This window comes from Rhodoferax saidenbachensis, assembly GCF_001955715.1.
GTDB classification, from domain to species: domain Bacteria; phylum Pseudomonadota; class Gammaproteobacteria; order Burkholderiales; family Burkholderiaceae_C; genus Allorhodoferax; species Allorhodoferax saidenbachensis.
In genome coordinates this window covers 1,755,829-1,768,274 of sequence record NZ_CP019239.1, presented here as the reverse complement: position 1 = coordinate 1,768,274, position 12,446 = coordinate 1,755,829, and the positions used below count along the sequence as shown (strand labels likewise).

At 62.0% G+C, this 12,446-nt stretch carries 15 protein-coding genes; 8 read left to right on the top strand and 7 right to left on the bottom strand.

Annotation, left to right across the window (positions count from 1 at the left end):
* The first annotated feature begins 15 nt into the window (after positions 1–15).
* From RS694_RS08470 to hemP, 5 genes are read left to right on the top strand one after another with little or no spacing between them, the layout of a single operon-like run.
* Entirely contained in the window at positions 16–699 is a 684-nt protein-coding gene (locus RS694_RS08470; protein WP_029708788.1) for a Fe2+-dependent dioxygenase, read from the top strand.
* A 22-nt stretch (positions 700–721) separates the two neighbouring features.
* Positions 722–1,447 (top strand): energy transducer TonB, encoded by a 726-nt coding sequence (locus tag RS694_RS08465; protein ID WP_244898412.1) that lies wholly within the window; start codon positions 722–724, stop codon positions 1,445–1,447.
* Between the two features lie 28 nt (positions 1,448–1,475).
* Positions 1,476–2,192 (top strand): MotA/TolQ/ExbB proton channel family protein, encoded by a 717-nt coding sequence (locus RS694_RS08460; RefSeq protein ID WP_029708786.1) that lies wholly within the window; start codon positions 1,476–1,478, stop codon positions 2,190–2,192.
* Positions 2,193–2,207: 15 nt separating this feature from the next.
* On the top strand, positions 2,208–2,630 hold the full coding sequence (locus RS694_RS08455) for an ExbD/TolR family protein (protein WP_029708785.1): 423 nt from the start codon (positions 2,208–2,210) through the stop codon (positions 2,628–2,630).
* Positions 2,631–2,634: 4 nt separating this feature from the next.
* Positions 2,635–2,838 (top strand): hemin uptake protein HemP, encoded by a 204-nt coding sequence (gene hemP / locus RS694_RS08450; RefSeq protein ID WP_076069510.1) that lies wholly within the window; start codon positions 2,635–2,637, stop codon positions 2,836–2,838.
* Positions 2,839–2,900: 62 nt separating this feature from the next.
* On the opposite strand, the gene RS694_RS08445 is transcribed toward hemP, so the two are convergent.
* On the bottom strand, positions 2,901–3,308 hold the full coding sequence (locus RS694_RS08445) for a GlcG/HbpS family heme-binding protein (RefSeq protein ID WP_029708783.1): 408 nt from the start codon (positions 3,306–3,308) through the stop codon (positions 2,901–2,903).
* A 196-nt stretch (positions 3,309–3,504) separates the two neighbouring features.
* Here RS694_RS08445 and RS694_RS08440 point away from each other — a divergent pair, with 196 nt between their 5' ends.
* Entirely contained in the window at positions 3,505–4,200 is a 696-nt protein-coding gene (locus tag RS694_RS08440) for a Bax inhibitor-1/YccA family protein (protein ID WP_029708782.1), read from the top strand.
* A 151-nt stretch (positions 4,201–4,351) separates the two neighbouring features.
* Positions 4,352–4,699 (top strand): hypothetical protein, encoded by a 348-nt coding sequence (locus RS694_RS08435; protein ID WP_029708781.1) that lies wholly within the window; start codon positions 4,352–4,354, stop codon positions 4,697–4,699.
* Between the two features lie 16 nt (positions 4,700–4,715).
* Here RS694_RS08435 and rlmD read toward each other — a convergent pair whose 3' ends face one another.
* From rlmD to surE, 5 genes are all read right to left on the bottom strand, one after another.
* Positions 4,716–6,188 carry a 23S rRNA (uracil(1939)-C(5))-methyltransferase RlmD gene (gene rlmD / locus RS694_RS08430; RefSeq protein ID WP_029708780.1) on the bottom strand — a complete coding sequence of 491 codons (1,473 nt, stop codon included), beginning with the start codon at positions 6,186–6,188 and terminating at the stop codon, positions 4,716–4,718.
* Between the two features lie 82 nt (positions 6,189–6,270).
* Positions 6,271–7,173, bottom strand: a complete 903-nt coding sequence (locus tag RS694_RS08425; RefSeq protein ID WP_051392014.1) for a sigma-70 family RNA polymerase sigma factor — start codon at positions 7,171–7,173, stop codon at positions 6,271–6,273.
* 135 nt (positions 7,174–7,308) lie between these two features.
* Positions 7,309–8,175, bottom strand: a complete 867-nt coding sequence (locus RS694_RS08420; protein WP_029708778.1) for a peptidoglycan DD-metalloendopeptidase family protein — start codon at positions 8,173–8,175, stop codon at positions 7,309–7,311.
* A gap of 12 nt (positions 8,176–8,187) precedes the next feature.
* On the bottom strand, positions 8,188–8,970 hold the full coding sequence (locus RS694_RS08415) for a protein-L-isoaspartate(D-aspartate) O-methyltransferase (protein ID WP_029708777.1): 783 nt from the start codon (positions 8,968–8,970) through the stop codon (positions 8,188–8,190).
* On the bottom strand, positions 8,967–9,743 hold the full coding sequence (gene surE, locus RS694_RS08410; RefSeq protein ID WP_029708776.1) for a 5'/3'-nucleotidase SurE: 777 nt from the start codon (positions 9,741–9,743) through the stop codon (positions 8,967–8,969). The genes RS694_RS08415 and surE overlap by 4 nt, the downstream gene beginning before the upstream one ends.
* Positions 9,744–9,878: 135 nt before the next feature.
* Between surE and RS694_RS08405 the strand changes: the two genes are divergently transcribed.
* Positions 9,879–10,853, top strand: coding sequence for an NADPH:quinone oxidoreductase family protein (locus tag RS694_RS08405; protein WP_029708775.1), 975 nt, complete (start codon positions 9,879–9,881; stop codon positions 10,851–10,853).
* A 114-nt stretch (positions 10,854–10,967) separates the two neighbouring features.
* Here the strand turns inward: RS694_RS08405 and RS694_RS08400 are convergent, their stop codons facing one another.
* Positions 10,968–12,152 (bottom strand): HD domain-containing phosphohydrolase, encoded by a 1,185-nt coding sequence (locus RS694_RS08400; protein ID WP_037247836.1) that lies wholly within the window; start codon positions 12,150–12,152, stop codon positions 10,968–10,970.
* Positions 12,153–12,446: the final 294 nt, after the last annotated feature.

The window sequence follows — 12,446 nt, the reverse complement described above, 5'->3', positions numbered from 1 at the left end:
AAGCTAGCCGCCGCCATGCTCCTGCACCTGCCCGACATCCTGACCCTAGACGAAGTACAACAAGCACAAACCTTGCTGGCGACTGCGCCGTGGGCCGATGGAAAAGCAGGTGCGGGCGAGCTGGCCCGGCAAGTCAAGAACAACGAGCAACTGGACCACGACAGTGACGCAGCGCGGGCCATCCGCGAGATGGTGCTGCGCGGGCTGGACCGCAACCCGACGTTCTTCTCCGCAGCTTTGCCCAAGAAAGTGTTCCCGCCACGCCTGAACCGTTATGGCGGTGACAGCAACTTTTATGGCAACCATATCGACGGCGCTGTGCGTTACATGCCGGGCAGTGGCACACGGCTGCGTACCGACATTTCCTGTACGGTGTTTCTGTCCGACCCGAAAGACTATGACGGTGGTGAGCTGTGTATTGCCGACACCTATGGCGAACAGTCCTTCAAACTGCCTGCCGGCCACATGGTGCTGTACCCCGGCACCAGCCTGCACCAGGTCAAACCGGTCACGCGCGGTGAGCGTCTGGCCTGTTTCTTCTGGATTGAAAGCATGGTGCGCAGCGACGAACAACGGCGAACTTTGTATGAGCTGGACATGAACTTGCTGGGCATGCGCCAGCGCCATGGCGACAACGAAAACACCACCGCCCTGACCGGCGTGTACCACAACCTCCTGCGCATGTGGGCAGACACCTGAACCACTGGCAGACTTTTACACTATGGCTACCCTCTCTTCTCCCGCCGCAGCCCCCTCCAGGACCGTACCCGCCATGAGTCGCAACACGACCATTGCCGTGAGTGTCGTGCTGCTGCACATCGGTGCCCTGTGGGCGCTGCAATCCGGCCTGCTGCGCCGAGTAGTTGAAATCGTGGTACCTGCGGAAATTCTGGTGGAAATGATGGCGCCGCCGGCTGCCGAAGCCCCGCCCGCCGTGGTGCAACCCAAACCTGCACCCAAGCCCCTGCCCACCCAGCAGCCCACACCCAAGGCACCAGCACCCCAAGCCGCGCCATTGCCAACGCCCATGGCGCTGCCTGAAACGGCTGCTGCGCCCGCCCCCAGTGCCATCGCTCCGGCCAGTGTGGCGCCTGCCGCCGCTTCTGCTAATGCCAATGCGTCTGCGGGCACGGCCCCCAGCGCCAACGCCCAGCCAATCGCCAAGCTTGAGCTGCCCTCCAGCGATGCCGACTACCTGAACAACCCCAAGCCGCCGTACCCGCCCCTGAGCAAACGGCTGGGCGAACAAGGCAAGGTGGTCGTACGCACGCTGATTGGCGCCGATGGCATTGCCAAGGAAGCCAGCATCAAACAGTCCAGCGGCTTTGACCGGCTGGACCAGGCCGCCCTGGCCACCGCGTTGAAGTGGCGCTACGTGCCCGGCAAACGGGCCGGTGTGCCCGAGGCCATGTGGTTCAACGTGCCCTTTACCTTTGTACTTGAATAGTTCACCCCATTTTTTTAGCGGAGTAGTTATGGATTCTCAACTCGGATTAATCACACTGTGGACCGAAGGCGACTGGGTCACTAGGGCCGTCGCCCTGCTGTTGCTGGTCATGTCGCTGGCATCATGGATCGTGATCCTGATCAAGGCGCTGGACATCTTCAAGTTCAAGTCCTTAGGCGAGCGCACCGAAGCCTTCTGGCACAGCGAGGATTACGCCAGCGGCTTGCGCCAGTTGGGCACACAGGATGGCAATCCCTTCGTACAACTGGCACATGCCGGCCGCGAGGCAACCGCCCACCACCGCAACACCCAGACCCAACTGCACGATTCGCTGGACATCAGCGACTGGATCAGCCGCTCATTGCGCAACTCGATTGACGACAGCACCGCACGCCTGCAGTCCGGTCTGGCCATCCTGGCTTCGGTTGGCTCCACCGCGCCATTCGTGGGTCTGTTTGGCACGGTTTGGGGCATTTACCACGCACTGATGGGTATCAGCAGCGCGGGCCAAGCAACCATCGACAAGGTCGCCGGCCCCATTGGCGAGGCGCTGATCATGACCGCGCTGGGTCTGGCCGTGGCCATCCCTGCCGTGCTGGGCTACAACGCGCTGGTGCGTGGCAACAAGTCCATCCTGACCAAGCTCAACCGCTTTGCGCATGACCTGCACGCCTACTTTGTCACCGGCGCCCGCGTCGGCAATGGCAGTGTGGACGGCAAAGTCGTCGCGATGAAGAAAGCCTGAGGTTAAGGAACCCCTATGGCCTTCGGAATGCAAGACGCCACCTCGGACGGTGATACCGAGGTGATGAACGAGATCAACATGACGCCCCTGGTGGACGTGATGCTGGTACTCCTGATCATCTTCATCATCACCGTGCCGGTGATGAAACATGCGGTCAACGTGGAGCTTCCCAGCGCCACCAGCCAGCCGCAAAACGCCAAGCCCGAAACCATCCAGCTCAGCGTGGATGCCCAGGGCAGCTACTACTGGAACCAGAACAAGGTAGCCGACGGCACCCTGCCCACCCTGCTGCAAGCCGAAGCGGGCAAGGAGCCCCAGCCCGAACTGCACATCCGTGGCGACAAGGCCGTGCGTTACGAGTTTGTGGCACAGGCCATGGCGGCCGCACAGCAGGCCGGTCTGCGCAAGATCGGCTTCATCACCGAACCCGCCAAGTAAAACCATGGTGACCCAGCCCCCCAACCCGCCCGTCAGCGCACCACCGGCACCCGCCATGGTGCAGGCTGCGCCGCAGGCCGGTGGGCGGCCTGGCCCGCTGCGGTCGACCGACCTGTTGGGTGCCCAGCAGGCGGTGGAGATCGAGCACAACGGCTTGGTCTACCGCCTGCAAAGCACCCGCTCGGGCAAGCTCATCCTCACCAAATAGAGGTAAAAATAGCCGCTAGCGCACATGGAAAGTGCGCAAGCAGCTATTCTTTTAATAGCAAATCAGAGGCCGATGGCGGCAATCCCGGCCTTGGCGATCTGCGCGTCTTCGGTAGATTTCACACCACTTACCCCTACCGCACCCAGGCATTGGCCGTCTTTGAGGATTGGCACTCCGCCCTCCAGCATGCCTTCCAGACCAGGCGCGCTCAGGAACGACACCCGTCCGCCGTTGATCATGTCTTCATAGACCTTGCTTTCGCGCCGGCCGGTGGCCGCGGTGCGCGCCTTGCCCGGCGCGATATGGGAAGAAATGGGCGCAGCGCCATCCAAGCGCTGGAAGTGCAGCAGGTGGCCGCCGTCGTCGACGATGGCAATGCTCACGGCCCAGTTGTTTTTCAGGGCCTCGGCCTCTGCAGCGGCGGCAATGGCTTTGATGTCAGCAAATTCGAGAACGGCTTTGGTTTTCATGGGGCAAGACCTTGGAAGTAATGGAATACCCCAAGCATAACGCGCCATACCGCGTGCCTGCCCGCCGATTCCCCGCGCCACAGGCATAACAGCCCTGCAATCCGTCCGGCCAATCCCCCGGAATTTGACGGCGCAGAACTTGATAAACCCTAGAATGGTGTCATCTGCAGACTGCAGACCTAGAAGGAGTAACTACATGACCGATCGCATCACCACTCTGGACAACCGCTTTGGCTACGCGGCATCGTCCGAGCAGCGCAACAAAGTGCTGCGCAACACCTATTGGCTGTTATCCCTCTCCATGGTCCCCACCATCCTGGGTGCCTGGCTTGGCGTCGCCACCGGCATCACCGCCGCGTTGACACCCGGCATCAGCATGATTGTGTTCATGGTGGGCGCCTTCGGCCTGATGTTCGCCGTCGAAAAGTTCAAAAATTCGGCCGCTGGTGTCCCCCTCCTGCTGGGCTTCACCTTCTTCATGGGCCTGATGCTGTCGCGGCTGATTGGCTCCGTGCTGGGCCTGAGCAACGGCGCCAGCCTGATCATGCTGGCCTTTGCCGGCACCGGTGGCGTGTTTTTCGGCATGGCGACCTTGTCGACCGTGATCAAGCGCGATCTGTCGTCCATGGGCAAGTTCCTGTTCATCGGCATGATCATGGTGCTGATTGCAGCGGTGGCCAACATCTTCCTGCAAAGCAGCGCCCTGATGATCACGCTATCGGTGCTGGTGATCGGTATCTCGTCGGCCTTTATCCTGTACGACCTCAAGCGCGTACAAAACGGCGAAGAAACCAACTACATCAGCGCCACACTGGGCGTGTACATCAGCCTGTACAACATCTTCAGCAACCTGCTGGCCTTGTTGGGCATCTTTGGTGGCGAACGCGACTGAACTTCAACGCACCACCAAAGTCAGAGGTTTCCGTCGAGGCCTTTGCGTGAAAGGCCCCGAAAGGGGCCTTTTCTTTGGCTTGAACCGGAGTGCTTTGCTCAATACGCGGCAAAATTTGCCGATATGACCCTAACACCCTCACCTTTGTCGCATGATTTCACGCCTGATTCCTATCGCTTTAACCCTGCTGCTGGCCGGGTGTGACATCGCCGCGCTGCTGGCCGACCCCAAGGCCGTCCAGCGCGAGGCCGATGCCAAGGCCATAGGCGGCGCCTGCCGCTATGCCATGCGCAGCATTGAGGACTGCTACACCCTCAACGAGAAGGCGTCCAAATCGCTGGTGTTCCAGGGCTGGAAAGACATGGACCAGTACATGCGCGACAACAAGATCGACGGCGTGCCGTCCACCGTCGCCAAGCCGGCCGCACCAGCCGCGCCTGTTGAGGAAATCATCGAAGAAGACAAAGCCAAGCCCAAAACGGGCGCCAAGGCGGCCTGATCGGCCGCCCGACGGGTCAAGCCTCCAGCTCAAACACCGCAATGCTCTCCACGTGCGCCGTGTGGGGGAACATGTTGACCACCCCCGCTGCCGCGCAGCAGTAGCCCGCCTCCTGCACCAGCACACCCGCGTCACGCGCCAGCGTGGCCGGGTTGCAACTCACGTAAACGATGCGCTTGGGCGGCGTCCACCCGGCACCTAACGCTCCACGCAGTTCAGGTGACTGTTTCAAGGCCGCCAGCGCTTGCACCAGCGAAAATGCGCCTTCCCGCGGCGGGTCGACCAGCCACTTATCGGCGGCGCCGTCACCCACCAGCAACTCCGGTGTCATTTCAAACAGGTTACGCGCTACAAATTCAGTAGCCGCCAGCGCAATCCCTGCCTGGGCTTGAGACCGATTGAACGTCAGATTTTCACGCGAACGGGCGACCAGCGATTCGGCGCCCTCCACACCCAGTACCTCACGCGCCTGGGTGGCCAGCGGTAGTGTGAAGTTGCCCAGACCGCAGAACCAGTCAATCACACGCTCTGTCTTTTCCACCTGCAACAGCGCCAGCGCTTTTTGCACCAGCACGCGGTTGATATGCGGATTGACCTGCGTGAAGTCGATGGGCCGAAACGGCATGGTGATGCCAAACTGCGGCAGCGTGTAGGCCAACTGGCCAGTCTCATGGCCGGGCAGCTCGTCCAGGCGTTTCACCGTGTCCGGCCCCTTGGACTGCAACCACCACTGCACGCCCGGGTGCGCAACGGCAAACTGGCGCAGGCGGTTCAGATCGGCCTCGCTCAAGGGCTCCATGTGCCGCAGCACCATGGCCGTCACTTCTGCCGCGCCCAGTCCCATGTCGCCCACGGCGAGTTCAATCTGCGGCAGCGTCTCTATGGCGTCCATGGAGGCAATCAGCGCGCGCAGCGGCAGCAGCATGGCGCTGACGTGCGGCACCAGCACCCGGCATTCCTTGATATCGGCCACATAGTGGCTCTTGCGCTCGTGGAAACCGATCAGCACCTCGCCCTTCTTGCGCACAAAACGCACCGACAGGCGCGCCCGGTAGCGGTAGCCCCAGGTTGGCCCCTCGATGGGCCGCAGCATATTGCCGGGCTTGACCTTGCCGATGTGCCACAGGTTGTCTTCCAGCACCCGCTGCTTGACCGCCACCTGGGCGCCAATATGCAGGTGCTGCATCTTGCAACCGCCACAGGACTGGGGGCTCAGACCGAAGTGCGGGCAGTCCGGGCGCACGCGCTGCGAAGACTCGCGGTGGATCTGGGTCAGCGTGCCTTTCTCAAAGCTGCTTTTGCTGCGGTGGATATTGGCGCTCACCACCTCAAAGGGCAAGGCGCCGTCGATAAATACCACCTTGCCATCGGGACGGTGGGCCACGCCCTGCGCCTCCAGGTCCAGGGATTTCACGGCCAGCCAGCCTTCGGGCAAGGCGTTGTCTGCGGGGGAAGTTGTCGTAGGAACGGTCAAAATTGCGTCTGTCATGCCTGAATTGTCTCAGGTCAGAGGGCGAGTAATTTTTCGCCGGGCAGCGCCCCACACAGTAGCGGAGCGTGGGGGCCACACCCTACATCAGGAATTCGCGCTTGATACCGCGGCGCAGGATGTGGCGCTTGAGTTTCTGCAAGGCTTCGTTTTGCACCTGGCGCACGCGCTCGCGGGTCAGGCCCAGGCGCTGGCTCAACACATCCAGGGTTTCGGGATCGCGGTCGTGCAGGCCAAAACGCCCTTCCAGCACCTCGCGCTCACGCCCGGACAACGTGGCCACCCAGGACTCCAGCAAGTGGTCCACCTCATGCGCCTGGGTCACGTCCGACGGGTCCAGCGCCAGCACATCCACCAGGCTGTCGCCGAGTGTTTGCTCCTCCCCCGAATGGTCCAACGAAGCGTCGAGCGAACGCGGCGCCTCGGCCATGGCCAGCAGATCGGACACATGGCTGGGCTCCTGGCCCAGCAGCGCGGCAATGTCTTCCACGCGGATGCCCTCGGGCCGCTGCGCGGCCAGCACCGGATCGTTTTCCAGCACACGGCGTGCGCGCAACACCTGCTGCACCTCGCGCACCACGTTCACCGGCAGGCGCACCGCGCGGCCCTGGTACATCAGCGCACGGTCTACCGACTGGCGTATCCACCAAGTGGCGTAGGTCGAGAAACGAAAGCCCCGCTCGGGTTCGAACTTGTCGATCGCGTGCATCAGCCCCAGATTACCTTCCTCGATCAGGTCGGCCATGGGCACACCGCGGCCCATGTAACCCTTGGCAATGCTGACCACCAGGCGCAGGTTGTGCTCGATCATGCTTTGGCGCGCGGCAAAGTCACCGGCGCGGGCACGGGTGGCGGCTTCAAACTCTTCCTGGGGGGTGAACAGCTCGGTGCGGCGCACGCCGCGCAGGTAGACCGCCAGCGCATCGGCCGACTCGTCACCCGCTTGGGACTCTTTGGCCAGCGCGTCCAGCCCGGTGGGCGCTATAAATTCGATAGCTTCTTGCGCACTGTCCTCGGGGGCTAGAAGGCTATTTGGCACATGAATCTCCCCTGCCACACCGCGCTTGGAAGCACTGCTGTCCAGACGGGGGGGGCGGGGAGTTTTCACGGCATAGGGCCTCTATTTGGCGGGCAGGTATTTGGCCGGGTCTACCGGCTTGCCTTGCCGACGCACCTCAAAGTGCAGCTTGACCCGGTCGGCATCGCTGCTGCCCATCTCGGCAATCTTCTGGCCCTTCTTCACCGTCTGGTCTTCCTTGACCATCAGGCTCTGGTTGTGGGCATAGGCCGTCAGATAGGTGTTGTTGTGCTTGAGGATGATCAGGTTGCCGTAGCCGCGCAGGCCAGCACCGGCGTAGACCACCTTGCCATCGGCCGCAGCCAGCACGGTGTCACCCGCAGCGCCGCCAATGTCCAGCCCCTTGTTCTTGACTTCGTCAAACCCGGCCAGTACCGGGCCGTTGCCGGGCCAGATCCAGTTCAGATCGTCATCACCGCCTGCTGCGGCCACCGGTGCAGGTGCGGGCGTAGAGGTGGCAGTCGTGGGCGCAGACGCCGCCTTGGCAGGCGCGGAAGCGGCAGCAATCGGCGTGGTCGTTGCGGTGCTCGTCGTGACCGGCTTGGTCACGACGGCAGTTTCTCCGGCCACCGGAGGCACGATGCGCAACACCTGACCAACCTCAATCTTGTTGGGGTTTTCCAGCGCGTTCCAGCGCGTGATGTCCTGGTGGCTTTGGCCGCTCTCCAGGCCAATGCGGATCAGGGTGTCACCGGGCTTGACGGTGTAATAACCCGCCTTGCCGGCGTTCTCAAAGCCCGGGGGCTGCTTGACCGCCTGGGTCCGTGGATCCAGGGCAGCGCCCGACTTGACGCTGGTACCACGGTCTTCCACCGGCGGACGATTGTGCACACTGGAGCCGCAGCCCGACAAGAGCAAGGCTGCTGCAATACCCACCGACCACGAACCACGATACGACAAACCGGTCATAAACACTTTCTTTCAAGCAACACCCGATTTTAGGGGGACAAAGTGCACCGCCTCCAAAATCGACTGGCGGATGCCCTGTGGCGTCTTGTCCAGCACCAGCAAGGCCTGTGTATTCCCGGCGCTACCGGGCATTACCGTCGGCGCTACGAGGCGCCCGCCCATCGCCAACTGGTCCACCCAGGCTTGCGGAAGCCTATCGCCACCCGCGGCCGAAATGATGGCCGCGTAAGGCCCGCCCTTGGCATACCCTTCCATGCCATCGCCAAACAGCAGATGCACATTGGGCAAGCGCAGATGGCGCAGGTTTTCACGCGCCTTGTCATGCAGGCCGCGCAGGCGCTCGATGCTGTAAACCTCATCGGCCAGCAGGCTCAGCACAGCAGCCTGGTAGCCGCAGCCGGTGCCAATCTCCAGCACCCGCCCGAGTTTGCCGTGCGGGCCCTTGGCACCGCCTTGCAGCAGCAACTCGGCCATGCGCGAGACCACTCCCGGTTTGGAAATGGTCTGCCCCAAGCCGATGGGCAGGCTGGTGTCTTCATACGCCTGGTTGACCAGCGCACTGTCGACAAACCGGTGGCGCTCCACGGCGCCCATGGCACCCAGCACCAGCGGATGGCTGACCCCTTGACCCTGAAGTTTTTGCACCATGCGCATGCGCACCGCACTGGAGTCCATGCCCACGCCCTGCGGCGTCGCAGGCACGGATTTCAACACCGGCACCGCCGTCTTGGCAGGTGTCGCCACCGGCTTGGCATCCAGCCGCGCAGGGAAAGAGGGCCGCTGCTTCGTGGTCATGGCGCAGGTGGCGTGTGGCTGGTCAAGCGGGCCGCCGTTTGTGCCCAGTAACCCAGGCTGTCGTGGTCGGTCAGATCAACCTTGAGCGGGGTCATGGCCATATGGCCCTGGGCCGTGGCATGGAAGTCCGTGCCCTCGGCATCATCTTTTACCGGGCCGGCCGCGCCGATCCAGTACATGGTTTCGCCGCGCGGGCTGCGCTGCGGGATCACCTTCTCCGCCGCGTGGCGCTTACCCAAACGACACAGTTTCATGCTGCCAATTTCGGCAAACGGGCGGTTGGGAATGTTCACGTTGAGCAGCCAGGGCGTAGGCGTGATCAACTGCTGTTGCTGCATGCTGAGCACCAACTCACGCGCCTTGCGCGCGGCCGAGTCCAGGTGGACCCAGTCTTTCTCCACCTGCGAAAACGCAATCGCCGGGACGCCGAACAGGAACCCTTCCATGGCTGCACCCACGGTACCGGAGTAGATGGTGTCGTCGCCCATGTTGGCGCCGTTGTTGATGCCAGAGACAACCAGATCAGGGCGGTAGTTCAGCAGGCCGGACAGCGCAATGTGCACACAGTCTGCCGGCGTGCCATTCACAAACCGAAAACCATTGGCCGCACGGTGCACGTACAGCGGGGAATGCAGGGTCAGCGCGTTGGACTTGGCGCTGTTGTTTTGCTCGGGCGCAATGACGTCCACCTCGGCGATGTCTTTGAGTGCCTCGTAGAGCGCCACAATGCCGGGCGCCAGGTAACCGTCGTCGTTGGAAATCAGGATTTTCATAAGTACTGCAAGTTGCCGTTCATTGTAGGTTGGCGCGCTGGCAGCGCGTCGCGCGAGAGACATTTCCCGCTGGAGAAATGCTGGCAATGCGGCTGTCGCCCCCTATGATGGCCCCATAATTTTTGGAGACATCCCATGCACGCTTGGCTTTGTGAAAACCCCACTGGTATCGACGCACTGACCTGGAAGGAGCTGCCCACACCCAGCCCCAAGGCCGGCGAGGTGCTGCTGGAAATCAAGGCGGCCAGCCTGAACTTCCCCGACATCCTGATCGTGCAAAACAAGTACCAGATGAAACCCGCCCTGCCCTTTGTGCCGGGTTCAGAATATGCTGGCGTAGTGCAGGCCGTGGGCGAAGGCGTGACCCACCTCAAGGTCGGCCAGAACGTGGCCTGCCTCAGCGGCACTGGCGGATTTGCTACACATACCATAGCGCCTTCCGCAATCTGCATGCCGCTTCCGGCCGGATTTCCCTTTGTGGATGCGGCCGCTTTCATCATGATCTATGCCACGTCCTACCACGCGCTGGTAGACCGCGCACAACTGAAGGCCGGTGAAACTGTGCTGGTGCTGGGCGCGGCCGGTGGTGTCGGCACCTCGGCCATCCAGATCGCCAAGGCCATGGGCGCTCGCGTGATTGCAGCGGCGTCTACACAAGAGAAGTGCGACTTGTGCAAATCGATTGGTGCCGATGCCACCATCAACTACAGCACAGAGAATCTGCGCGACGCCATCAAGGCACTGACCGACGGCAAGGGCCCGGACGTGATTTACGACCCCGTGGGTGGCGATTTCGCCGAGCCCGCCTTCCGCTCCATCGCCTGGCGCGGCCGTTACCTGGTGGTAGGTTTTGCCTCTGGCCCCATTCCCGCCCTGCCCTTCAACCTGGCATTGCTCAAGGGCGCTTCCATCGTCGGTGTGTTCTGGGGCGACTTCGCCAAGAGGGAACCCAAGGCCAACGCCGCCATGATGGGCGAGCTGGCCCAGTGGTACGGCGCGGGCAAGATCAAACCTGTGATCGACAGCACCATGCCCATGGCCGACCTGAAGGCCGCCTACGCCCACATGGGCTCGCGCGGCGTCAAGGGCAAGCTGGTAATGGTGAACTAAAGGAAATTGGCCCCCACGCTCCGCCGCTGCGCGGGTCGCTGCCCCCCCAAAGGGGGTTAACTCACCTTGGGGCGGCCCGGCGGTGAGTTGTGGCCCCGATCGCTCCTTGATGCACTATGAGAGTTCGCCGGGAGTCGAGGCCCTGGAGAGCTCCAGGAAGTCGGCTTTCTTTTGCAGGTCCGCGTCCGAGTCGTGGTAACTCATGGCAATGGCGTTGAACTGCTCATGGATCTCCAAAAATGCATCCACCACGTCAGGGTCAAAGTGCTTGCCTTTGACGTGTTCAATCACCTTCACCGCCTCGGCATGTGACATCGCGGCGCGGTAAATGCGCCGGCTGATCAGCGCGTCATACACATCGGCCAGTGCCATCAGCCGCGCGGCAATCGGTATGTCGTCACCCACCAGCCCTTGCGGGTAACCACTGCCATCCCATTTCTCCTGGTGGCAGTAGGCAATTTCGCGGGCCATGGTCAAAAACGGCACTTCGGTTCCCAACTCCAGCTCCGCGTGTGCAATGGCATCGCGCCCCAGCGTGGTGTGGGTCTTCATGATCTCGAATTCTTCGGGCGTGAGCTTGCCGGGCTTTTGCAGAATGCGGTCGGGCACGCCCACCTTGCCAATGTCGTGCAGAGGCGCTGCCTTGAACAGCAAGGTTATGTTGGCCACTGTCAGGTAGGTCTTGAAGCGCGGGTGGTTGCACAGCTTCCAGCCCAGCGCACGCACATACAACTGGGTGCGGCGAATGTGGTTGCCGGTATCGGCGTCACGGGTTTCGGCCAGCAAGGCCATGGCCATGATGGTGCCGTCCTGGATGGCGTTGGCTTCGCGCGTACGCGCGGTGATCTCACTTTGGAGAAAACTGTATTTGTCGTTCAAGAAATCTGCCGCCCCCTTGAGCGCCAGATGGGTCTTGATGCGGGCCCGCACCGTGGGTGGGCTCAGCGGTTTGGCAATGTAGTCCGATGCCCCCACGGTGAACAGCATGTGGTCGTCCACCGCGCCCACGTCGGCCGTGAGCATGATGACCGGGATGTCGCGCGTTTTGGCATTGGCCTTGAGTTTGCGGCACACCGCGTAACCATCGGCATCCGGCAACACGGCGGCCAGCAGGATCAGATCGGGTGGGCTATCCGACAAGGCCGCAGCCCAAGTAGCTTCAGCCGTACCCGCACCCTGCACCTCATACAGGTCTTCCAGCAGATGCTGCACCCAAGCCTGACTGCCCGGTGTGTTGTCCACGACCAGGATCATTGGCTTTTCGGGCGGGCTATCAACGGCCAAAGGTTTGGCATTCATTCGTACGGTCATCCCTGATGTGTCTGTGCATGCGGACCCACATCACTACATGGCTGCTTGGGGGCGTAGTTTATAAGGCTTGCCCCCGCGGCAAAAGCATTGTGTTGCCTAAAAGCAAAAACGGTCGCTATCTTTTGAGTAGCGGGATTACCAGTATTTGTGTGGGCCAGATGAGGGAGACACATATCTGCAGCCTGCTCTTGTGAACCGGAGCGACTTGGGCAGGCGGGCTGTCCGGTTTTGTGTCCGGTACCGAGCGACAGACAAGAAAAAACCCCGCTACCAGAGAGATAG

Excerpts from the sequence above, each read along its gene's own strand:
- RS694_RS08445 (WP_029708783.1), bottom strand. The coding sequence starts at position 3,308 with ATGAAAACCAAAGCCGTTCTCGAATTTGCTGACATCAAAGCCATTGCC.
- hemP (WP_076069510.1), top strand. The coding sequence starts at position 2,635 with ATGGTGACCCAGCCCCCCAACCCGCCCGTCAGCGCACCACCGGCACCC.
- RS694_RS08440 (WP_029708782.1), top strand. The coding sequence starts at position 3,505 with ATGACCGATCGCATCACCACTCTGGACAACCGCTTTGGCTACGCGGCA.
- RS694_RS08415 (WP_029708777.1), bottom strand. The coding sequence starts at position 8,970 with ATGACCACGAAGCAGCGGCCCTCTTTCCCTGCGCGGCTGGATGCCAAG.
- RS694_RS08465 (WP_244898412.1), top strand. The coding sequence starts at position 722 with ATGGCTACCCTCTCTTCTCCCGCCGCAGCCCCCTCCAGGACCGTACCC.
- RS694_RS08435 (WP_029708781.1), top strand. The coding sequence starts at position 4,352 with ATGATTTCACGCCTGATTCCTATCGCTTTAACCCTGCTGCTGGCCGGG.
- RS694_RS08470 (WP_029708788.1), top strand. The coding sequence starts at position 16 with ATGCTCCTGCACCTGCCCGACATCCTGACCCTAGACGAAGTACAACAA.
- RS694_RS08420 (WP_029708778.1), bottom strand. The coding sequence starts at position 8,175 with ATGACCGGTTTGTCGTATCGTGGTTCGTGGTCGGTGGGTATTGCAGCA.
- RS694_RS08455 (WP_029708785.1), top strand. The coding sequence starts at position 2,208 with ATGGCCTTCGGAATGCAAGACGCCACCTCGGACGGTGATACCGAGGTG.
- surE (WP_029708776.1), bottom strand. The coding sequence starts at position 9,743 with ATGAAAATCCTGATTTCCAACGACGACGGTTACCTGGCGCCCGGCATT.
- rlmD (WP_029708780.1), bottom strand. The coding sequence starts at position 6,188 with ATGACAGACGCAATTTTGACCGTTCCTACGACAACTTCCCCCGCAGAC.
- RS694_RS08460 (WP_029708786.1), top strand. The coding sequence starts at position 1,476 with ATGGATTCTCAACTCGGATTAATCACACTGTGGACCGAAGGCGACTGG.
- RS694_RS08405 (WP_029708775.1), top strand. The coding sequence starts at position 9,879 with ATGCACGCTTGGCTTTGTGAAAACCCCACTGGTATCGACGCACTGACC.
- RS694_RS08400 (WP_037247836.1), bottom strand. The coding sequence starts at position 12,152 with ATGAATGCCAAACCTTTGGCCGTTGATAGCCCGCCCGAAAAGCCAATG.